Raw genomic sequence first — 21,076 nt, 5'->3', positions numbered from 1 at the left:
ATCTGAGGAGCCCCTCGGCCGGAGACAAATATGAACTTCTCATTTAACGAAGACCAGAATGCCATCAAGGAATCCATTGCCCGCTTCAGCGAAGCAGTGCTGGCACCGGGTTACAAAAAGCGTGATCAGACCGGCATCATTGAGCGTGAGCTGATTGCTCAGTTGGGTGATATGGGCTTTTTAGGTGTTGAACTGCCGGAAGTTTACGGTGGCAGTAATCTGGATTGCATCACCAGTGGCATTATCATTGAAGAAATTTCCCGCCATGATTTCAACCTTGGGTATATCCCGCTTTTGACATCACTGAACGGCCAGATCATTGCCAGCCATGCCACACCTGAATTAGCCAGCGAATGGTTGCCACAAATTGTTGCTGGTAAAAAAATTGTTTGCATTGCCCTGACCGAGCATGGCGGCGGGTCGGATGCAGCCAACCTGAAAATGAAAGCCGAGCGGCAGGGCGACCATTACATCCTGAACGGTGAAAAGACCTCCATCTCCATGGCCGATCAGGCCGATGTGGCAGTGGTGTTTGCCCGTACGGGCACTCAGGAATCCCGCGCACATGGCATCAGTGCCTTCCTGGTACCCATGAACCTGCCAGGCATCACCACCACGCGCTTTGAAGACTCAGGACAACGCTGCATTGGTCGTGGCTCCATTTTCTTCGATCAGGTGAAAATCCCAGCCAGCCACTTGCTGGGAGAAGAAAACAAGGGGTTCAAGCAGGTGATGCAGGGCTTTGATTACAGTCGCGCTTTGATCGGGTTACAATGCCTTGCTGTGGCGCAGCAATCGCTGGATGAAACCTGGCAGTGGCTGACTGAACGTGAAGCGTTTGGACAAAAGCTCTCAGCTTTTCAGGGGCTGACGCACCCACTGGCAGAACTCCAGACCTACGTACAGGCTGCCCGCTTGCAGTGTTATTACGCCTTGTGGTTAAAAGACAATCACCTGCCACATAACGCTGAAGCAGCCATGAACAAGTGGTGGGGGCCAAAGCTGGCTTTTGATGTGGTTAAACAATGCATGCTGGCTCACGGTCATACCGGTTGGGGTGAAGACCTGCCATTTGCACAGCGCCTCCGTGATGTACTGGGGCTGCAAATTGGTGATGGGACTGCACAGATCATGAAAAACATCATCGCCAGAGAGTTTAACCCTGCCTGATGCGAAGGTTACTTCGGTAACCTTGTCGAATCCAACAGGTGCAACTGAAGTAACCGGACAACCCATGATTGACCACGAAACCACTGCCCTCGCAAATCGCCTGTTTTTCCGCCTGTTCCAGACGGGTAACGTGCTGCAACGTCAGGTTCAGAACGAAATGGGCCTCAGCACCGTGCAATGGGCGGTGCTGGGTGCCCTGACCCGCCCTGGGTATGAGCAGGGTGTATCCTTTAACGAATTGACCGAATATCTGGTGGTCAGCCGTCAGAATCTGGATGGTGTATTAAAGCGCCTCGAGCGGGATCGCCATGTGCAGCGAATTCCTCACCCAGATGATGGTCGCGCACGACTGGTAATCCTTACAGAACAGGGTAAGGTTTTCTGGGACAGTTTGCAGACTCGTATTGCTGAGTTTTATGAACAGGGCATTGTCGGTTTTGGCTTTGATGAAATCGTTGCCTTGTTGCATAGCATCAACAAGTTAGAAAAAAACCTTAATCAAATAAAAATCTTATAATATCAACCAAAACCACAGGCTCTTGTCACGGACACCTAAATAGTTTTCTCCACCCACCGTACAAAAGTAAAAAACCACTTAATAACAGGGCGGCTGACACAAAGGGATAGTGGGGTTGCAAAGGATAGACTAAAGCAGCCAGCAAAGGGCCGAGGATAAAGCCCAGCGCCGGAGCGGCAGAGACCAGCCCGGTGTTGCGACTTTGTTGCTGCTGGGTGCCACTGCTGGCAGCGGCGGCCGTAGCCGTTGGGTAGGACAACCCCATACCCAGACCAATCAGCGCCATGGCCAGATAAATCACCTCTTCACCATTAGCAAAAGCTAACAGCAACAGTCCCATCACCCAGGCAGTCAGTCCTGAAATCAGCAGTTGTTGCCGGGTCAGTGGCAGACGCTGGATCAACACAAACTGCACAACAAAAGAAACCAGTGCCGTGGTCATGGCAGCAAAACCAGCTGATTGTGCAGCTTGCTGAGGTGTTTTACCCAGCAGATCCATAAAGTAAAAGCCCAGTGACTGGTACACCATCGCAATGGCACAAAAGAGTGCTGCGGCAGTAATGATATACACCAACCCTGGATTACCACGCAGGCTGTTGGTCGAGTGGAGTGGGGTTGTATTTAGGGGTAGAACAGGTTGAGCCTGTGTTGGCGCTGGTTGTGCTGGCACTTGCTGTGGCAGTTTCCAATACAGTACACACCAGGCCAGTGCCGTCAAAGTGATGATGGCATACAAGGGTGCCAATAATCCAAACACCACCAATACACCACCCAGTGTCGGCCCCAGCACCTGACCCAGGGTATTGGCGGCAGTGACCCGGCTGACATTCTGAACGCGTTGATCCGCTGCGCTAATGGCCAGTGTCATGCCCAATACCGCAGGGGGTGTGGCAGACATCACCGAGGATTGCAAAGCCCTGGCGAGCAACAAAGCCAGCAGCAGTTTTATACCCATCAACTCACCGGACAATCCCAGGTAAAAAACACTGCTGAATAGCAGGGTACCCAAGCTGTAACCAGCCATTCCGATCAGCAACACCCGGCGTCGCCCCCAGCGCTCCCCCATCACACTCCAGAGAGAAGCGCCTAAAGCAAACACCACCGAAGAGCTGGACAGGATGCTGGCGACCTGGATTTCACTCAACCCTGCTGCACGTCCCAAAGACGGCAGCAGGGTAATCACCAGACTCTGGCCAATTGCAGTTGATAGCAAGGCTGTAAAAAGAAGCGCTTTCAGCTCACACCATCCTTGAGTTGCAACACCGGCATACAAGGTTGCCAGGCATCAGATCAGGAACAGCACAATGCCCGGCACCAGAATCATCAGCAGGACAATCAGCAGGTCAGAAACCAGAAACACTGATACACCCTTGAAAATATCGGTCAGACTGGCGTACTGAGATGCCACTCCCTTGATCACAAAGATGTTCATACCCACTGGCGGGGTCACCATCCCGATTTCCAGCATCTTGACCAGAAACACACCGAACCAGATCAGGCTGACATCCATGCCCTGCAAGATCGGCAAGAAAATCGGCAGGGTCACCAACATCGCACCAAAAGGTTCCATGAACAGACCCAGCAACAGATAAATCAATACCATCAACAACATCATCTGGAAATAAGTTGGGCTCCAGTCAGTCATAAAACCGAGCAGATAAGAGGACAGCCCGCTCATGCTCAGAAAGACGGTGAACATGCTGGCACCTACACCAATAATCAGCAGCCCGGCAGTAGTAGTCAGGGTGTCGATCATGGAGTCTTTTAGCACTACCAGATTCAGCTTGCCGATCAGCAAGGCAATCAGCAGGGCCCCCAGTGCACCCACAGCACCGGCTTCAGTCGCAGTAAAAAAGCCAGAAAACATGCCGCCAAAAATAATCAGTCCCAGAACCAGCACCGGCCAGATTTCTTTCATTGCCTGGAGGGCGGTGATCTCTTCAATATCGGCGGAGACACGTGGCACGATATCCGGTCGCAACCAGCTCATTGCCATGATGGTCAGGCTATAACCCAGAGCAGTCAGCAAACCGATGCTGATCCCCCCTAAAAACAGCTGAGTGATGGACACCTGGGCAAACACCCCATAAACAATCAGCAAAATACTGGGAGGGATCAGTGCACCGATAGTACCGCCCGCCGCAATGGTGCCACAGGCAAAACTGGGCTTGTAACCACTTTTAACCATTTCCGGAATGGCAATGCGCCCCATGGAGGCCGCACAAGCAACGCTGGAACCGGACACCGCCGCAAAACCGGAACTGGCAAAAATACTGGATACAGCCAGCCCGCCGGGCAACCAGCGAAACACTACTTTAGCTGCCTTGAACAAACCAGCAGTTAAACCCGAATGATAAGAAACAAAGCCCATCAGCAGAAACATCGGGATGGCGCTGAGGGTCCAACGTGCCAGAAAGTCATAAGGACGTGATGACAACATGCTGATGGAGGTATCCCAGCCCAGCATACTGGTCATGCCGACCAGTGACACACTCATCAAGGCAATGGCCACTGGAACACGCAGTGCCAACAACACCAGCAATGCCAACAGTCCAAATACACCGGTTTCAATACTCATGAGTCAGTACCTGTTGAAGAAGAAGGCAGAAAACCGGCAACAATACGTACCAGACAAACCAGCATGGCCATAAACAGGGCTAACGGAACAAGGAAGTAGGTAGGCCACAGCGGAATCACCAGATCCAAAGACATGATGTAAGCGCCAACCTTGAACTGCTCCATGGCCTGCAACCAGGTTGCCATACCAAACACCCCGTAAATCACCGCTGACAACAAGGGTACAAACACTGCGACAAACCGCTCACCAACCCGGCCGTAAGCGGCTGAAAAAGCATCCACCGAGATCATGCTTTTGGACCACTCCACCCAACCCAGAGGCAGCAAGGCCAGTGCAATCATGTAATAACGTGTCACGATGCGCTCCGTGGCAGGCACCGCCACATCAAAGGCACTGCGTAAAAAAACATCCGCAGTGATATGTAGCATCATTAATGCCACCGCAACAAACCCGATCACAACCAGTGCCAGAGACATCAGCCGGGTGATACGTTCCAGAAATGCCATCAGACAAACCTTCAAAATTGAGGCCGATCAGGCAGTTCCCTGCACTGATCGGCCGAAAGATGGTTGGCTCAGCGTCCGTAAGCGGCCAGATCAATCTTGTCCCAGACCTCGTGCTGCAGTGCCTGATGTACAGCTTCTGCATCATGATTCAGCTCAGCCACCCGCGCCTCCCACTTGGACATCAACTGCTGGAAGCGGGCGATCTTCTGTGCCGCATCGGTCACCCGAAAGCGGGTTTCAGCCTGATTAACAGCAACACTCACATCCTGTGCAACAAATCCGCGAGTTGCCTGTACCAATGCGGTATCAGGTTCAACCAAAGGAATATTGCGTTTTTCAGCCACTGCTCGGCCTTCCCCGGCCATTTCTATCCAGCGGTCCACAGTCATCAATATCGCCGTGTTGGATACTGAAATCATGGCCTTGCGATCTTCCACGGACAGAGAGTTCCAGGTGTTCTGGCGAATCGCGTGGTCGATCAGTGAGTGAAAGGTACCCATATCCAGTAGCGTCACACTCTTGATCACATCCTGCAGATTAAAGGAGATAAGATCGGAAATGGAAGTGACCGTGCCTTCAATGATCCCCTGGGACAGGGCTTCAAAAGCTTCACCGGTGGGCATACTGACCGGCGTGGCGCCCATAGCTTCTACCCAGCGTGCATGTTGTGGAGTGGCCACACGAATGCGCATACCGCGCAGGTCATCGGTACTCCTGACGGTGCGCGTAGTCAGCAGGCTGTAGGGGTTGGCATGAGAGCCAGTGTACACCACGCCCAGCCTTTTGAGTTCCTGCTGGCAGTCACTGCAAGTCACAATGTATTCCGTCATTGCTGCCGCAGTGGCTTGGGGGTGGCCCCCCATCAGTGACAGATCGCCCACCAGGTTGAAGTTGGGCAGGTCAGCTGGAAAGTAAGCAGGCAGAAACAGCCCCACCTGCACCAGGCCACTGTTCAGGCCAGAACGCATGTTGGCCAGATTCACCACTTCCATACCCACCATCTGGGCACTCAGGCGTCCGCTGGTTGCTTCTGGCAGGCGTTTCTGGAATTCGGTGTAAAGCGGATTATTGGCTGGCTGCATGGGCGGCAAGCCGGATGCAATACGTAGCTGCTGTGCAACAGCCAGTTGCGGATAAACCAGCAGCGTCATCAGACTGACAGCCACAGCCGTAAACAGTATTTTGATTTTCTTCATTTTTTTATCCTTGTAATTGTTTTCAGCCACATTGGATCGGTGTTGTTCAAACATCATCTTCTCTGGTTATTGCTATGCAACCCGTTCTGGCGCACCATCCTAGGCAAACTGCTAATTTCATATCAATGAAAAAACAGGAATAGGTGCACTTGGTGCACCTGTTTAATCCTGCTGCAGGAAGTCCAGTACTAGCCGATTAAAACGCGCCGCATGCTCCCACTGGGCCCAGTGACCACACCGGTTGAACACATGTAGCTCAGCGTGCGGCAGGTTCCACAAGAGTCTCAAACCAATGTCCATGGGCACAAAGCGGTCATCCCGACCCCAGACAATCAGTGTCGGATTCTGTAGCTCATGCAGCCGGTGGCCGAAGTCTGGAAACTGCTTGGGATTCACCTGCAGGCTTTTTACAAAGTTTTCCAGGTGATCACGCCGCGCCAGCATGTTGTCAAGCCGAGCCTGGAACAGGGCTTCGGTCAGATGGCTGGTGTCGTACACAAACACCGACATCATTTTTTTCAGGTTTTCGATGGTGGGTTCACGATATAACTGCTGTAACAACTTGATCCCTTCGGTAGGCATTGGCATGGCCTGGCTCGGCCCACCGGTGCCACCACCCATCAGGATTAACTTGCCAACCCGCTCCGGGTTTTCCAGTGCAAAAGCAACAACACTATGTGCACCCATCGAGTTGCCCATCAGGTGCACCTGCTGCAGTTGCAGTGCATCCAACAGCCCTTTCAGAACCTGGGCATTCAGCACCGAGCGGGCTCCACTGCACACCACTGAGTCACTTTTTCCCCAGCCGGGGCAATCCATCAGAATCACCCGGTAACCCGCTTGAACCAAGGGTTCGATATTGCGACTGAAATTGGCCCAGCTAGTGGCTCCAGGGCCTGAGCCATGCAACATCACCAGTGTCTGCTCGCCTTCCCCCAGGTCGTTGTAGTGAATGCGGTAGTCTTGTCCATCAGCATTCACCACTGCAAAACGGCTGGAAGCCTGTTCATCAATCATCTAATCACCTCATGACTATTCTGCAGCCTTAAACCAGTGGCAACTGGCGAAATGCACCATTCAGGTAGATCAGTGCTGCCGCATCGGGCTGTTCGCGACTGGCCAGCACTTCGCACAAGAAGGCGTGATGTGTACTTTCATCAAATACCTTGATGACACGACAGTCCAAATTGGCCAGTGCTCGCTCCAGCACCGGGGCACCCGTCACCAGGCGAGTCCATTCACCCTGGTTAAAACGTGCTTCGCCATGAACACCGTCCACCATGCCGGCAAATACCCTGGCTTCCTGTTCCTGATGGTCAGCCAGCAGGTTCACACACAAGGCTCCCGTGTTCAGAATGACTTCACTGGCCTGAACGTTCTTATTCACAAAGACCACCAGCCGTGGTGGCTCGGCAGTGACCGAACAAACCGCAGTGGCTGTTAATCCTGCTCGCTGCTGCTCATCGCCACTGGTAATCAGGGTGACGCCCATGGCAAAAAAGCGCATACCCTTGCGGTGTTGATCGGCGCTGATGGTCGGCAGGCCACTCAGCTGTGAACTGGGTGTCCAGTCCAGCAATTGGTTAATGTACTGGTTCATGCAACACCTCAGGGTTTGGCGCCAAAAGGATTGGGCTGTGGCAGTGGATTGCCCAGCAGGTGGCCACCCAGCAGATCACCGATGTTGTCCTGGTTCTGGGTAATATGGTTAGCGCCCACCAGGATGTCGCGCATCTGACGCTGCAGCGGACTGTTCAACCAGATGCCACGGGTAGAGGTTTTCTTGAAGATCATGTGGGCAGCGTCAAAGCAGTCACCACCAGTGAACTGGTTGGTGGCAAAATGACGAACTCGCACATCCAGCGGTACCAACTCACCTTTGGCAGCATAGCTCCAGGCTTCATCAGTATTCTGAATCACCCGAGCAGTGGCCCCGGTGATCTTGGCATAGGCTTCACCCAGCTTGCCCTTGATAAAGGGGTCCTGAACGGCGGCACCCACCGCCTGATTGATGTTCTGACGCGGCACCATGTGTTCGATGTAGAGGTCCATCATGCCACGTGCCATGCCGATGATGACGGAGGATACAGCGGCATAAAACACATAAAAGAACGGCATTTTGTACAGGTTTTCGACCTGGCCGTGGGAGTGTTCGTCATAAGCACCGATCACGTGACTGCGGTATTCGGGAACAAACACATCCTTGATGATCAGTTTTTTACTGCCAGTGCCACCCAAACCCACAACAAACCAGTCGTCTTCAGTGGTGAAGTCTGAGCGCTGAATCCAGTAAGAACGAAATACCTGTTCACCATTTTCCAACACACGGCCACCCACAAAAGCGCCGCCTTCAGCATGATCACAGCCACTGGAGGTCAACCATTCACCATTCAGGCGATAGCCCCCTTCCACCTTTTCCACAGTGCCAAAAGGGGCATAAGAGGATGAAACCAGACGGGTATCATCTTCACTCCAGAGTTCATCACCACAGCGTGGATCCAGCAGCCCCACTTCAAAAGGGTGAACACCCAGAACCATCACGTTCCAGGCACTGGAGGGGCAGCCTCTGGCCAGCTCCATCAATACCTTGTTGAGCACATTCGGGCTCATTTCATAACCACCCCAGCGGCGTGGTTGCAGGATGCGGAAAAAACCGGCGTCCTTAAAAGCCTGAATGGTTGCCTCGGGCACCATCCGTGCCTGCTCTACAGCATCGGCCTGCTCACGCAACCAGGGAATCATTTGCTGGGCACGTTCAACAATTTCTGCTTCCGTTGGAATGTCTGTCACCATCTTGTTCATTGCTCAATCCTCTACTTGCTGTTCTTGTCGTTTATTGGGATGTGATTGCTTCACATCTGCTCTGCAGTCAGGATGCCGTAACCACAGATCCACTCGTTGATGGCTCGGTAATAGCGTTTTTCTGCTCGATAATTGCCGGCGGCCTGCAAGGCAGCAAAAGCAGCCACCCAGGTTCTGATTTCGTGGGTTGAGCGTCCGGCAGTACGGGAAATTTCATCCACATCAAAGGCATCCACGGCTTGCAGGTCACCCTGAAGCAGGGTGTTCATAAACTGCTGATCCCACTCCACATTCAGCGGAGTCAACGGGCAGTCTGGGCCACCATAAATCTGCCCTGCCGCCAGGGTGCGCGCTTCGCGGGCAGCACGGGCTTCAGGTGTTGGATTACGCCCGGCAATGAGGAATTCAGCGATGTCTTCGGGGGCATCCCGCAACAGCGGTACCGGGGGTTCATGTGACAGGCCACCCGTACCCAGGATCAGCACCCGTTTGTTTAACCCTGCCAGAAACCGTCCCACTGCTTCACCCAGTTGACGAATCCTGCGGTAAGGGCCAAAAGGGGGTGCCACCGAGTTGATGATGATGGGAATCACCGGGTAACGGGTCAGGCTACCGGTCATTTCTTCCAGTGTTTGGGTGCAACCATGATCCACTTGCAGACGGTGGGACAGCGTCATGTCGATGTCGCTGTCCAGCAAGTGACGCTGCAGCTGCATGGCCAGCTCTTTTGGAATCGACAGTTTGCCGGGCAGGGTGCCGTAGTCCTCTACCGAAATGGCTTCGGTCGCCAGCACAAAAGGGGGCATCAGATCATAAAACAGGCCGTTGTAATGATCGGGTGCAAACAGCAGGATCAGTTCCGGATCAAAGGCTTCCACTTCAGCACGGGCACGAGCCAGTTGGGCTTCCACTTCGGCCACGATTTCCGGTGCCGGGTTATTACGCCCACGCAACGGCGTGTGGGACAGGCATTTTAATTGGATTGCCATAAACTCACCTTGTTGTTGTAAGAAGACATGGCCAGCATGCCTGGCCATGCGGTTGTCAGGACTTCAGTAAATCCAGTGCCACATCAACAATCATGTCCTCCTGACCGCCCACCATGCGGCGTTTACCCAGCTCCACCAGGATGTCGACGGTTTTCAGGCCATAACGGGCTGCTGCCATTTCGGCATGACGCAAAAAGCTGGAGTAAACACCGGCATAACCCAGAGCCAAGGTTTCCCGGTCGACCCGTACCGGGCGATCCTGCAGTGGACGCACCAGGTCATCTGCTGCATCCATCAGGGTGTAAAGATCCGTGCCGTGTTCCCAGCCCATGCGCTCGGCTGCGGCAATAAACACTTCCAGTGGGGCATTGCCAGCACCGGCACCCATGCCAGCCAGACTGGCATCAATGCGGTCACAACCTTCTTCAACCGCCACAATGGAGTTGGCAACACCCAGTGACAGGTTGTGGTGGGCATGGATACCGGTTGTGGTTTCCGGCAGCAGCACGTCCTTGAGGGCACGGAAACGATCACGGATGTCGGTCATGCCCATGGCGCCGCCAGAGTCCACCACATAAATGCAGGTGGCACCGTAGCCCTCCATCTTTTTGGCTTCCACCGCCAGGTTCTGCGGGCTGGTCATGTGACTCATCATCAGAAAACCGACCGTGTCCATGCCCAGCTTGCGGGCATGTTCAATGTGCTGGCGTGATACATCGGCTTCGGTACAGTGGGTGGCAACGCGTACAATCCGGGCACCGGCCTGATAGGCCGCATCGAGATCATGCACCGTGCCAATGCCGGGCAGCAGCAGCGTGGCAATACGGGCATGCTGCACCACCTCTGCAACCGCTTCGATCCACTCCAGATCGGTATGGGCAGCAAATCCATAGTTGAAGCTGGAACCCTGCAGGCCGTCACCATGAGCCACTTCAATGCTGTCCACCCGTGCCTTGTCCAATGCTCGGGCAATGGCCTGTACCTGAGGGATGCTGTACTGGTGGCGAATGGCATGACTGCCGTCGCGCAAGGTAACGTCTGAGATGTAGAGTTTTTTTCCGGGATTAAAAGTCATGGTGATTCCTCAGGCGGTTGGCATGGACTGAGCCATGCGCTCGGCAGTGGCCAACGCAGCAGACGTCATGATGTCCAGATTGCCGGCATAAGCAGGCAGATAGTGAGCAGCACCTTCCACTTCCAGGAACACGGATGTTTTCAGTCCGGAGAAATGCCCCATACCGGGAATAAACAGGGGGTTGTCAGCATCAAACTGCTCAAACTGCACCTGTTGCTTGAGTCGATAACCGGGAACATAGGACTGCACCGCCTGAACCTGGGCTTCAATGGAGGCCCGCACGGCGTTTTCATCAGCCGCCTCGGACAGTACCAGCACGGTGTCACGCATGATCAACGGCGGTTCGGCGGGATTCAGGATGATGATGGCCTTGCCTTTGGCCGCACCACCGACCACTTCCAGTGCCCGGGAGGTGGTCTCAGTGAACTCATCGATATTGTCACGAGTGCCTGGGCCCGCTGAGCGGCTGGAAATGGAGGCCACGATTTCGGCATAGTGCACCTTGGCAACCCTTGAGATGGCCGCCACCATCGGTATGGTGGCCTGCCCCCCGCAGGTCACCATATTGACGTTCTGCTCATTGATATGACGATCCAGATTAACCACTGGCACACAGTAAGGGCCAATGGCAGCAGGAGTCAGGTCAATGATCCGCAGGTTGGGTTTAAGACCACGCAGAAACACTTCATTTTTCAGATGTGCTGAAGCCGAGGTGGCATCAAAGACAAAATCGATCTCATCGAACACCGGCAAGCACGACAAACCCGCCACACCTTCATGAGTGGTTGCCACGCCCATGCGTGCTGCCCGCGCCAGACCATCCGAGGCCGGATCAATGCCTACCATGGCGGCCATTTCCAGGTGCTGGCCGTGACGCAGAATCTTGATCATCAGGTCGGTACCGATGTTTCCTGAACCGATGATGGCTGCTTTCTTTTTATTCATGGATTAATCCTGATTGCTGTTCCGGTTATTGACTGTCAAAACAGGCGACCACACTGCCCAGTCCTTCAATCCTTGCTTCAAACTGGTCAGATGGTGCCACTGAGACCATGGGCCCCAGTGCACCCGTCAACACCAGATCACCCGCTTTGAGTGGTGTACCCAGCTCGCTCAGGGTGCGCGCTAGCCACACCGCAGCATTCAGCGGGTGCCCCAGACATTCAGTGCCTGCCCCCTCTGAAACCAATTCACCATTACGTGTCATCTGCATGCGTGCATCACGCAGGTCCAGCCCATCCAGGCGACGCACCGGTCCGCCCAGCACAAAACAACCACTGGAGGCGTTGTCAGCCACGGTGTCTACAAAGCGGATATCCCAGTCACGAATACGGCTGCCGACCACTTCAAATGCAGGCATAACCCAACGCACGGCACTAATCAGATCCGCCAGACTGCAGTCAGGTCGATCCAGATCCTGGTCCAGAATCAGCGCCACTTCTGCTTCAATACGCGGCTGTAAAACACGACTGAAAGGAATCGGCTGATATTCGCCATAACTCATGTCGGCGAACAGGGTGCCAAAATCCGGCTGATTCACACCCAGTTGTTGCTGCACCCGTGGATTGGTCAAACCCACCTTACGCCCAACAATGCGCCGCCCAGCGGCAACACCAGCGTCCACATTGATCTGCTGGATGCGATAAGCAGAAACGGAGTCCTGTTCACACAGCTGATTCCTCACGGGGGAGATTGGTGCAAGGTTTTCTTCTGCCTGCCGCAGGCTATTGGCGAGGCTGTTTAATACATCTGTGTTATCTGCCATCTACATCACCAGTGATCTCTGGAAAGACATCCGAAGTTTTTATTGTTTGTGCCTGTGATTCTCAGCAGGTTGCGCAAGACTAGGTGAAACTTGATAATCGTCACAATAAAAAACAACACTGGCGTGCACCTAGTGCACAGAAAAAATAAAGAAATGAACAAAGTGATTGAAGATAAAAATACCGAATACAAACAAGTACGGGGTCTGATGCGTGGTCTGCAGCTACTGAATATGCTGAACCGTATTGATGGTGGCTGTACTTGCACTGAACTTGCACGCCGCACCGGCATACACCGAACAACAGTTAGACGCCTGCTGGAAACCTTGCAACAAGAGGGTTATGTCCGGCGCAGTGCTTCGGATGACAGTTTTCAACTCACCATGAAAGTGCGAGAGCTGAGTGAAGGTTTTCGAGATGATCAATGGGTTTCGGAGCTGGCAGCACCACTGCTGGCTGAACTACTGCAGGAGGTCGCCTGGCCTACAGATATTTGTACGCTGGACGGGGATGCAATGGTGGTGCGTGAAACCACTCACCGCTTCAGTCGTCTGTCTTTTCATCGATCCATGATTGGCAGACGCCTGCCAATTCTGACCACTGCCACAGGGCGTGCCTATTTTGCGTTCTGCCCGGAAACAGAACGTATGGAGTTACTGGAATTACTTGCTGCACGACCTGGCAAAGAAGGTGAGCTGGCTCGCGATCAGGAGTACATCAGCAATCTGATCCAACGGACGCGCAATCGTGGTTATGGTGAAAACTATGCTGAATGGGCGGAAGAGGAAAAAATTGCCTCGATTGCTCTGCCGATCTTTCAGGGGCAGCGGGTGATTGGTGTACTAAACCTGGTGTATGTGGCCAAAGCCATGCTGATCGAAGAGGCTGCACGTAAACACCTGGCCCGAATGCAGGAAACAGTGCAAAAAATTGAAAACTCTCTGCGTATGACTGTTTCCAGCTGATAACACAAAACAAATCAATGCCTCAGCTCCACACCCTTTCAAGCAGGGTTTCCGGGCTGTAACGATGGGCAATCTGGGCTTGCAGCAATTCCGCACAGGCCAGCGCATCAGTCAGTGCATGGTGGGGGCGATAACGAGGCAGCCCGTAACGGCTGCGACTGTCAGCAAGGCGGATGGAAACGGGTTGGCGTCCCAGCAGGCGATCCAGCCAACCCGGTGGTTTTTGTCGATGCACCCGCGCTTCCAGCTCCATGGTATCAATTACCGGAAACTCCAATCCTTCACCGATGCGTGTCCGCAGTGCGGCATCCAGAAACGGGCGTTCAATGCCTCGGTAATGCACCACCGCCACACTGCCTTGCATGGCTTGTAACAAGGCCTCCAGCAACTGATCCAGATCCGGAGCCTGTTGCACCTGAGAGTGGGTGATGCCATGAATCACGATGGATTCTTCCTTCAGGCTGGTACGCGGTCGCACCACCCAGTGACCGGCACGGGCACAGGAAATCCGTTGCAGGGTCATGGGAATCAGTCCAATGCTGACAATGCCGTCCTTGCGTGCATTCAGGCCGGTGGTTTCCACATCCATGGCCAGCAGAGGAACTTCCGCAAGGGGGGTGTCACCGGATGGCACACCGGCAGCGTAATAAGCCTTCAGGCGAGGGTCCACTGCGGTCTCTGCCAGTTGCCGGAAACGCTCAGGCCAGTTCACCGCCGAAGCACTGCTCTGGCTCAACTCCGGTTCTTCATCCACTGGTTGATCACGGAGTTTTTTCGGGTCCAGATAAAACACCCTTGCACCTCATTGGCAGAAGATCACAGACAAAACACCACAAACAGCAGCTTACAGCGGATAACGGAATTTCAGGTATTTCTGGGCATGACTGAGAATCTGGAAGGCATCCTTGAGATTCTTGCGTTCAAAATCAGACAGCTGCTCCGGTGCCACGTTGTTGTCCGGCTCCTGCCCTTCCCGCAATGCCAGTGCCTGATGACGAATGCGCACCATGGAAATCAATTCCAGTGCATCCCGCAAGTCCTGCCCCCGGCCACTCGGCAGAATGCCGGCTTGAATGATGTCTTCCAGTCGCTCAAAGGAATTGCGTGCCGATGAACCCACCGCCAGTGCATGCACCCGGATCAGATCAGCCACCGGTGCGGTTCCTCGCCGTTTGGTATTGATCGAGTTGTTCTGGCGGCCATCCTTTTCCATCACAAAGTCCTTGAAAAAACCCAGCGGTGGTGTGCGATTCAGGGCATTGCGCGCCATACAGGCCAGAAAACGCGGACGCTGCCTGGCCTTGCGTAGAATCAGATCATTCAACTGATCGGCCCACTGCAGCTGCCCCCAGACACCATCCAGATCAAAAAAGATCGAACTGTTCAGCAGGGTTTCCGGTGTTGGTTTATCAATCCAGTCACTGAAATACTGCTGCCAGACTCGCAAGGGTTGCCGCCAGCGCGAATTGGTGGCCATGATGTCACCCTTGCAGAGGGTGTAGCCACAAGCTGCCAGACCCTGACAGACAAACTCGGCCAACTGGCTGAAATAGGCATCGTGGCGCTGCGGATCAAAGCTGTCATGCAGCACCAGGGCATTATCCTGATCCGTGACCAGGGTCTGCTCTTCACGGGCCATGGAACCCAGCGCCAGAAAACAATAAGGAATCGGTGGTGGGCCCAGCTCAGCTTCTGCCAGCTCCAGCAGCCGCTGTTTGAAGCTGCGGCCGATCACCGCCATGGCGGTGCCGATCATGCGCGAGTTGGCATCTTCATTGACCATGCGCAGAAAACTGGCACGCACATCCGGCACCAGTGCCTGCAACTCTTCCACACTGTTCTGGCGAAAGATGCTGCCAACCACAAACAGACTGTTCTGTGACTCGTAACGAATGATATCAGACAGGGCAATCACACCCAGCAACTGGCCTTTTCTGACCACTGGCAAATGGTGCAGATTGGATCGCAGCATCAACAGCATGGCTTCAAACACCAGCTGGCTGTGCTGAATGGTCACCGGCTCTGGTGTCATGATCTGCTGCACCGGAGCCTGTACATCAAGGCCAGCCGCCAGAACCCGCATGCGCAGATCCTTGTCGGTGATGATTCCCACCGGCAATGAACGGTCCTGATCAGTGATCAACAGACAGGAAACACCCTGCTGTGTCATCAATACCGCAGCCTCATGCACACTGGCCTGTTGATCCAGGGTGACGGGTTCACGACTGATCAGGGTGTCCACCCGAGCGGTGAGCAACTCATTGGCATCTTCACGGCGCGCCACCGCCTGACGCAGCCGGGTGCGGTCTTCCACTTCCACGGCATCCGCAAAACTTTCATGCGCTTCAAACAGGTGCAGGAAAATGGCTTCGGGTATGAAATACACCAGCGTATCTTCCAGCGCTGAAACCGGAAAACGCACCCGCCCCTGACGCAGCAGACCGAACTCACCGAAAAAACCGCCTTCACTGAGGCGGTTGTAAAGCTCACCACTGCGCCGATACACCTCCACTGAACCACTGCGGATCAGATGCAGGGCATCAATCGGCTGACCGAACTCCAGGATGCGGGTACCGGCGCGGAAATAACCCACCTCTATCTGGCTGGCCACCTCCTGCAACACCTCCAGTGGCAGCTCACTGAAAGGTGGGTGCTGCTGCAGAAAGTCCAGTACTTCAGTGACTTCCACTTCCATCAACACCCCCTTGCAGCAACAGGTAGCAAGCGCATCAAACGGATTTCGGTTCGCTGGACAAGCCCTTGATCAGGGCCACACAAGACATCAGCAGCACCAGTGTGAAGGGGAAGCCAGCCGACACCGCCATGGCCTGCAATGCAACCAGGCCACCACCGAGAATCAGCGCTATCGCCACCAGACCTTCAAAGGTGCACCAGAAAACCCGCTGTGGTGTGGGAGCATTCACCTTGCCACCGGCAGCAATGGTATCAATCACCAGCGAGCCGGAATCCGATGAGGTGATGAAAAACACCACCACCAGAATGATTGCCACAAAAGAGGTGATCTGGGCAATCGGCAGGGCATCCAGCATGGTGAACAACTGCAGCGGCAAGGCGGCATCCGTCAAGGCATCATAACCACCCAGCAACTGGCTGATGGCGGTGCCGCCAAACACGCTCATCCACAACACACAGGCCGTTGAAGGAATCAGCAGCACGGAAATCAGGAACTCTCGCACGGTGCGACCACGGGACACCCGCGCAATGAACATACCAACAAAGGGTGACCAGGAAATCCACCAGGCCCAGTAGAAGGCTGTCCAGCCCTGGGCAAAGTTGGCATCCTCACGCCCCACCGGATTGGCCAGTGCGGGCAAATGCTGCAGATAAGCCACCAGATTGGCAAAAAAGCCGGTCATGATGGCCAGTGTTGGCCCGACAAGGATTACAAACAACAGCAGCAAGGCCGCCAGCACCATATTGATCTCGGACAGGCGCTTGACCCCTGCTTCCAGCCCGGCAACCACAGACACCAGCGCAATCAGCGTGATGGCAATCACCAGCAGCACTTCCATGGTGGTGCCTTCCGGCAAACCAAACAGAAAGTTCAGACCGGCAGCCGCCTGAGATGCACCCAGACCCAGTGAGGTGGCCAGACCAAACAGGGTTGCCAGCACCGCAAGAATATCGATCACATGGCCTGGCCAGCCCCAGACCCGCTCACCCAGCAGCGGATAAAAAATCGAACGAATGGTCAGGGGCAAACCCTTGTTAAAGGAAAACAACGCCAGACCCAGCGCCAGCACCGCATAAATCGCCCAGGGATGCAGTGCCCAGTGATAGATGGTGGCGGCCATGCCCAGGCGTTCTGCTGCCAGTGCATCACCGGCCGCTGCGCCCAGAGGCGCCCAATCGGTACGCACACCACCATCCATACTGGTGCCGCCATAAGCACTGGAAAAATGGGACAGGGGCTCGGATACACCAAAAAACATCAGACCAATACCCATGCCCGCCGCAAACAGCATGGAAAACCAGCCCAGATAAGAAAAGTCCGGTGTGGCTTCAGTACCGCCAAGCCGCACTCGCCCCAGCGGAGAAAAAATCAGGAACAGGCACAGCAGCACAAAAATATTGGCGGCACTGATGAAAAACCAGTCGAGATTGGATGTCAGCCAGCCACGCAAGCTGCCGAAAAGAGGCTCCACCTGACTCTGGAAGATCAGCGTCAGCAACACAAAAGCAATCACTGACAGACCGGAAATGGCAAACACCCGGTTGTGAATATCCAGACCAAAAGGACCTACCTGAATTTCGATATTATCCTGACCGATCTGATAGTCAGTATCGATGGGATTGACTTCCCCATCTGGCTGCATGGGATCTTTGTCATCCGCCATTGGTTATCCTCCAGGTCAGGTTATGGTCAACATAAAGATCCTAGCAGCTCAACTCCAATATCGAAACCTTTGAAAATCAATTACCTGCAATTTCGCCACACAGCGTGGCGGACAAAGCCTGCAAAACCTGTCCCACCGAAGCCGTTACTTTCAGGCTTAACAGGGGATCAGCCCGGGTTTTCCCCAGATTCAGGGCTGCAACCGGCTTACCGGCTTTACTGGCTTGCTGGCAGAAGCGATAACCGGAATAAACCATCAGTGAAGAACCCACCACCAGCAAAGCATCCGCCTCCTGCAAGGCCTGATCAGCAGCCTGTCGAATGGCCTTTGGCACCAGATCACCAAAAAACACCACATCCGGTTTAATGATGCCTCGACAACGCGGGCAATCCACCACCTGAAAGTGATGAAAGTCCTGCCGCTCCAGATCTGCATCCCCATCCGGCGCAGGTGCCACTGACTGATGGGATACAAAAGCCGGATTCAGTCGTTCCAGGTGTTGATGAAAGGCATAACGCATCAAACGATAACCACACGCCTGACAACTGACGGTGTCGGCGCGGCCATGCAGATCCGTGACCTTTTGGGAACCTGCCTTCTGGTGCAACCGGTCCACATTCTGGGTGATCAGGTGATGCACCAGGCCCTGCTTTTCCAATGCCGCCAGGGCCTGGTGTGCCATGCCGGGTTGTGCCTGCTGCATCAGCGGAAAACCCGCCAGGGCTCTGGCCCAGTAACGCTGCCGGGTGAGCAGTTGCGACATGAAATCGCCATGCTGCACCGGTGGATTACGCTTCCACTGCCCCAGCTCATCACGATAGTCCGGAATACCACTGTCAGTGCTGACACCGGCACCGGTCAGCACCAGCAGTTTATGATGCCCGGTGACAAAATCCACCAGTTGATGAAATGAAGCATTAAGTTTGTCCAAATGCCTGTTACTCCTGAAAACTGTTAGACTTACTCGCAGGTAAAGACTAAAAACAAATGACCTGCAGTGGCCAGACAAGGTTCCACCGGCCTGATAGGGTAAGGATAAATCATGAAGCGCTGGTACGGCTCACTCCATGCACGCCTGATGATCAGCCTCGGCTCTGGCTGGGTGCTGCTGGTTGTAGCCTTGCTGGGCTCATCCTGGTATCTGGGACGGGACATCACCCGCGAAACCTTGTTCACCCACATGGAATACCAGGCCGAACTGATTGCCCGTGACATCGAACAGGATGTTGAAAAACGCCTGCAGGCCCTGAGCGGTTTGCGTGGACAGATCGATGCCCCCCTACCTCCTGCACCGGAAGCCTCACTGCAACAATTACTGACTTATAACACCGGCCTGCTGGCCTACTTTGATGCCCTGGTGGTGATCAATCGTGATGGCACCCTTGTAGGTGAATGGCCGACAGAAGGTCGCCTGGGACTGAATGTTGCTCAAAGGGAGTACTTTCAACACCTGCTGCACACCCGGCGCAGTTATGTCAGTGAACCCTTCACCGGTCTGGTCACCAACGAACCCCTGGTCATGTTTGCAGTGCCACTGGTGGATGATGAGCTGCAGTTTCAGGGCATGGTCGGTGGCATGGTGCGTGTGCTCGGCGACAACTTTTTAGGTCGGTTACAACGCTTGCGCCTGGGACAAGAGGGCTTTGCAGGGCTGGGTACAGCCTCCGGCACCATTCTGGTTCACCGCAACCCGGAACTGATTCTCCGTCCTTTGCCAGGCGCGGAAGTCAACCCCTGGATTGCACTGGCCACCCTGGGTTGGGAAGGCGCGGCTGAAGGACAGATGCTGGATGGCACACAAGCCCTGCAGGCCTATCGCCAGCTCTGGCTACCCGACTGGATTGTTGGTGTTTATCTGCCCGAGCAGGAAGCCTATGCTGCTTTTGATCGCCTCTGGTGGATACTGTGGCTGATTGGTGGTGGTGTACTGCTGATCAGCCTGCCAACCCTCTGGTTATTTCTGCAAATGCTGCTGCAGCCGGTACGCCGTTTTGCCATACAAATTGATGCCATCACCCGAGGTGAACAGGAACGACTGAAAGCCAACACCCCGCTGAGTGAACTCCGTTCAGTCGCCACCCGATTCAATGCCTTATTGCGCTCGCTGGAGCGTAACCGCAATGATCTGGTGCGCCGTCAGGCTTATCTTGATGCAGTGCTCGATTCATCACCATCCGGCATTGCACTGTCTGACCTGATCGGTGATGTGATTTATGTCAATCAGGCACTGCAAAGCATGACTGGTTATGCTGCAGAATCCCTGCGCGGCAAACGCTGGCAGGAGAGCATTCACCCGGATGATCGTGATGCGTTACTGGAATCCCGCCTTCAGGCCATTGCCCATCACCGCAGTTTTGAAAACCAGTACCGCTGCATCCGTGCTGATGGACAACAAATCTGGCTGGAAAGCCATGCCTCTCCAATCAAAAATGAGGCCGGACAATACCAGGGTTATATCAACACCTTCCGCGATATCACCGAACGCAAAAACCAGGAAGAGAAGCATCGCTGGGCAGCACTGCATGATGGGCTGACCCACCTGCTGAACCGACGCGGCTTTGATCAGGTTATGGATGCAGCCCTGCAGCGCTGGCAGGAGCACCAGCAACAATCTGCACTGCTGTTGATCGACCTGGATCACTTCAAACCGGTGAATGACAACCTGGGCCATGACATGGGCGATCTGTGGCTACAGGGCATTGCAGACATCCTGCGCCAGCAGGCCGGTCAACAGGGTACCCCCGCTCGGCAGGGTGGAGATGAATTTGCCCTGCTGCTCAAGGACTGTGACAAGCATCAGGCTGAAGTCATTGCTGAAAGTATCCGCCAGGCGGTTGAACAACTGGTCATCAGCGGCTCAGAACAATACCGGGTCACCACCAGCATTGGCATCAGCGATTTCCTGCCCGATGACAGCCACGTCACTGCGCTGATCAAACGCGCAGACGAAGCCTGTTATGCAGCCAAAGCCGCCGGGCGCAACTGCATCATCCTTGCTGACTGATCCACCACTGCAGGCCAGCACTTCACATCACCACACCACATCCATGAACTGACCACACAAGCAGGTCAACTAATGATGACTTTTTCATGACATGATGCAATTGACAATACTTCTTATTTATCATTAGACTTGTATTAAGATTCATTAAACATC

General features: G+C 54.3%; 19 protein-coding genes. 4 read left to right on the top strand and 15 right to left on the bottom strand.

All coding sequences use genetic code 11. The annotated features are described in order from the left end of the window. Positions 1-30: 30 nt before the first annotated feature. Together aliB and BT114_RS05285 are read left to right on the top strand one after the other, a co-directional pair. Entirely contained in the window at positions 31-1,170 is a 1,140-nt protein-coding gene (gene aliB, locus BT114_RS05290; RefSeq protein WP_072325271.1) for a cyclohexanecarboxyl-CoA dehydrogenase, read from the top strand. A 64-nt stretch (positions 1,171-1,234) separates the two neighbouring features. Then, positions 1,235-1,687, top strand: a complete 453-nt coding sequence (locus tag BT114_RS05285) for a MarR family winged helix-turn-helix transcriptional regulator (RefSeq protein WP_072325270.1) — start codon at positions 1,235-1,237, stop codon at positions 1,685-1,687. Between the two features lie 25 nt (positions 1,688-1,712). Here BT114_RS05285 and BT114_RS05280 read toward each other — a convergent pair whose 3' ends face one another. The 11 genes from BT114_RS05280 to mhpD form a co-directional block, all read right to left on the bottom strand. Next, positions 1,713-2,900, bottom strand: coding sequence for an MFS transporter (locus tag BT114_RS05280; protein WP_177247048.1), 1,188 nt, complete (start codon positions 2,898-2,900; stop codon positions 1,713-1,715). Between the two features lie 72 nt (positions 2,901-2,972). Continuing rightward, on the bottom strand, positions 2,973-4,265 hold the full coding sequence (locus BT114_RS05275) for a TRAP transporter large permease (protein WP_072325269.1): 1,293 nt from the start codon (positions 4,263-4,265) through the stop codon (positions 2,973-2,975). After that, the gene (locus BT114_RS05270) at positions 4,262-4,771 is read right to left on the bottom strand and encodes a TRAP transporter small permease (RefSeq protein ID WP_072325268.1); all 510 of its coding nucleotides are present in this window, start codon (positions 4,769-4,771) and stop codon (positions 4,262-4,264) included. Before BT114_RS05270 ends, BT114_RS05275 begins: the two co-directional genes overlap by 4 nt. Before the next feature lie 68 nt (positions 4,772-4,839). Further along, on the bottom strand, positions 4,840-5,967 hold the full coding sequence (locus tag BT114_RS05265; RefSeq protein ID WP_072325326.1) for a C4-dicarboxylate TRAP transporter substrate-binding protein: 1,128 nt from the start codon (positions 5,965-5,967) through the stop codon (positions 4,840-4,842). Positions 5,968-6,129: 162 nt separating this feature from the next. Continuing rightward, positions 6,130-6,984, bottom strand: a complete 855-nt coding sequence (locus BT114_RS05260; RefSeq protein WP_072325267.1) for an alpha/beta fold hydrolase — start codon at positions 6,982-6,984, stop codon at positions 6,130-6,132. A 28-nt stretch (positions 6,985-7,012) separates the two neighbouring features. Then, the gene (locus tag BT114_RS05255) at positions 7,013-7,567 is read right to left on the bottom strand and encodes a flavin reductase family protein (protein WP_072325266.1); all 555 of its coding nucleotides are present in this window, start codon (positions 7,565-7,567) and stop codon (positions 7,013-7,015) included. 8 nt (positions 7,568-7,575) lie between these two features. After that, positions 7,576-8,769 carry an acyl-CoA dehydrogenase family protein gene (locus BT114_RS05250; RefSeq protein ID WP_072325265.1) on the bottom strand — a complete coding sequence of 398 codons (1,194 nt, stop codon included), beginning with the start codon at positions 8,767-8,769 and terminating at the stop codon, positions 7,576-7,578. Between the two features lie 50 nt (positions 8,770-8,819). Continuing rightward, positions 8,820-9,758, bottom strand: a complete 939-nt coding sequence (locus BT114_RS05245; RefSeq protein WP_072325325.1) for a 3-carboxyethylcatechol 2,3-dioxygenase — start codon at positions 9,756-9,758, stop codon at positions 8,820-8,822. 55 nt (positions 9,759-9,813) lie between these two features. After that, complete coding sequence (gene dmpG / locus BT114_RS05240; RefSeq protein ID WP_072325264.1) at positions 9,814-10,833, bottom strand: 4-hydroxy-2-oxovalerate aldolase; 1,020 nt, start codon at positions 10,831-10,833, stop codon at positions 9,814-9,816. 9 nt (positions 10,834-10,842) lie between these two features. After that, complete coding sequence (locus BT114_RS05235; protein WP_072325263.1) at positions 10,843-11,778, bottom strand: acetaldehyde dehydrogenase (acetylating); 936 nt, start codon at positions 11,776-11,778, stop codon at positions 10,843-10,845. Positions 11,779-11,803: 25 nt separating this feature from the next. Beyond that, positions 11,804-12,598 (bottom strand): 2-keto-4-pentenoate hydratase, encoded by a 795-nt coding sequence (gene mhpD, locus BT114_RS05230; protein WP_072325262.1) that lies wholly within the window; start codon positions 12,596-12,598, stop codon positions 11,804-11,806. Between the two features lie 153 nt (positions 12,599-12,751). Between mhpD and BT114_RS05225 the strand changes: the two genes are divergently transcribed. Beyond that, a complete protein-coding gene (locus BT114_RS05225; RefSeq protein WP_072325261.1) occupies positions 12,752-13,561 on the top strand; it encodes a DNA-binding transcriptional regulator in 810 nt (269 codons plus the stop codon). A 22-nt stretch (positions 13,562-13,583) separates the two neighbouring features. Here the strand turns inward: BT114_RS05225 and BT114_RS05220 are convergent, their stop codons facing one another. The 4 genes from BT114_RS05220 to BT114_RS05205 form a co-directional block, all read right to left on the bottom strand. Next, the gene (locus BT114_RS05220; protein ID WP_084661930.1) at positions 13,584-14,354 is read right to left on the bottom strand and encodes a 3'-5' exonuclease; all 771 of its coding nucleotides are present in this window, start codon (positions 14,352-14,354) and stop codon (positions 13,584-13,586) included. 51 nt (positions 14,355-14,405) lie between these two features. Beyond that, the gene (locus BT114_RS05215; protein WP_072325260.1) at positions 14,406-16,256 is read right to left on the bottom strand and encodes a DUF294 nucleotidyltransferase-like domain-containing protein; all 1,851 of its coding nucleotides are present in this window, start codon (positions 16,254-16,256) and stop codon (positions 14,406-14,408) included. Between the two features lie 34 nt (positions 16,257-16,290). Next, entirely contained in the window at positions 16,291-17,919 is a 1,629-nt protein-coding gene (locus BT114_RS05210) for a BCCT family transporter (RefSeq protein WP_072325259.1), read from the bottom strand. A 76-nt stretch (positions 17,920-17,995) separates the two neighbouring features. Further along, complete coding sequence (locus BT114_RS05205; protein ID WP_072325258.1) at positions 17,996-18,850, bottom strand: NAD-dependent protein deacetylase; 855 nt, start codon at positions 18,848-18,850, stop codon at positions 17,996-17,998. 111 nt (positions 18,851-18,961) lie between these two features. On the opposite strand from BT114_RS05205, the gene BT114_RS05200 reads away from it, so the two are divergent. Next, positions 18,962-20,923: a sensor domain-containing diguanylate cyclase gene (locus BT114_RS05200; RefSeq protein WP_072325257.1), complete on the top strand. Its 1,962-nt coding sequence runs from the start codon at positions 18,962-18,964 to the stop codon at positions 20,921-20,923. Positions 20,924-21,076: the final 153 nt, after the last annotated feature.

The organism is Marinospirillum alkaliphilum DSM 21637, from assembly GCF_900119735.1.
GTDB classification, from domain to species: Bacteria; Pseudomonadota; Gammaproteobacteria; order Pseudomonadales; family Halomonadaceae; genus Marinospirillum; species Marinospirillum alkaliphilum.
Note: the sequence above shows the minus strand (reverse complement) of the source record. Positions and strands in the feature narration are given on the sequence as shown.

Bases quoted from the DNA above. Each gene is read 5' to 3' on its own strand.
- aliB (WP_072325271.1), top strand. From the start codon at position 31: ATGAACTTCTCATTTAACGAAGACCAGAATGCCATCAAGGAATCCATT.
- BT114_RS05285 (WP_072325270.1), top strand. From the start codon at position 1,235: ATGATTGACCACGAAACCACTGCCCTCGCAAATCGCCTGTTTTTCCGC.
- BT114_RS05275 (WP_072325269.1), bottom strand. From the start codon at position 4,265: ATGAGTATTGAAACCGGTGTATTTGGACTGTTGGCATTGCTGGTGTTG.
- BT114_RS05270 (WP_072325268.1), bottom strand. From the start codon at position 4,771: ATGGCATTTCTGGAACGTATCACCCGGCTGATGTCTCTGGCACTGGTT.
- BT114_RS05265 (WP_072325326.1), bottom strand. From the start codon at position 5,967: ATGAAGAAAATCAAAATACTGTTTACGGCTGTGGCTGTCAGTCTGATG.
- BT114_RS05260 (WP_072325267.1), bottom strand. From the start codon at position 6,984: ATGATTGATGAACAGGCTTCCAGCCGTTTTGCAGTGGTGAATGCTGAT.
- BT114_RS05255 (WP_072325266.1), bottom strand. From the start codon at position 7,567: ATGAACCAGTACATTAACCAATTGCTGGACTGGACACCCAGTTCACAG.
- BT114_RS05250 (WP_072325265.1), bottom strand. From the start codon at position 8,769: ATGAACAAGATGGTGACAGACATTCCAACGGAAGCAGAAATTGTTGAA.
- BT114_RS05245 (WP_072325325.1), bottom strand. From the start codon at position 9,758: ATGGCAATCCAATTAAAATGCCTGTCCCACACGCCGTTGCGTGGGCGT.
- dmpG (WP_072325264.1), bottom strand. From the start codon at position 10,833: ATGACTTTTAATCCCGGAAAAAAACTCTACATCTCAGACGTTACCTTG.
- BT114_RS05235 (WP_072325263.1), bottom strand. From the start codon at position 11,778: ATGAATAAAAAGAAAGCAGCCATCATCGGTTCAGGAAACATCGGTACC.
- mhpD (WP_072325262.1), bottom strand. From the start codon at position 12,598: ATGGCAGATAACACAGATGTATTAAACAGCCTCGCCAATAGCCTGCGG.
- BT114_RS05225 (WP_072325261.1), top strand. From the start codon at position 12,752: ATGAACAAAGTGATTGAAGATAAAAATACCGAATACAAACAAGTACGG.
- BT114_RS05215 (WP_072325260.1), bottom strand. From the start codon at position 16,256: ATGGAAGTGGAAGTCACTGAAGTACTGGACTTTCTGCAGCAGCACCCA.
- BT114_RS05210 (WP_072325259.1), bottom strand. From the start codon at position 17,919: ATGGCGGATGACAAAGATCCCATGCAGCCAGATGGGGAAGTCAATCCC.
- BT114_RS05200 (WP_072325257.1), top strand. From the start codon at position 18,962: ATGAAGCGCTGGTACGGCTCACTCCATGCACGCCTGATGATCAGCCTC.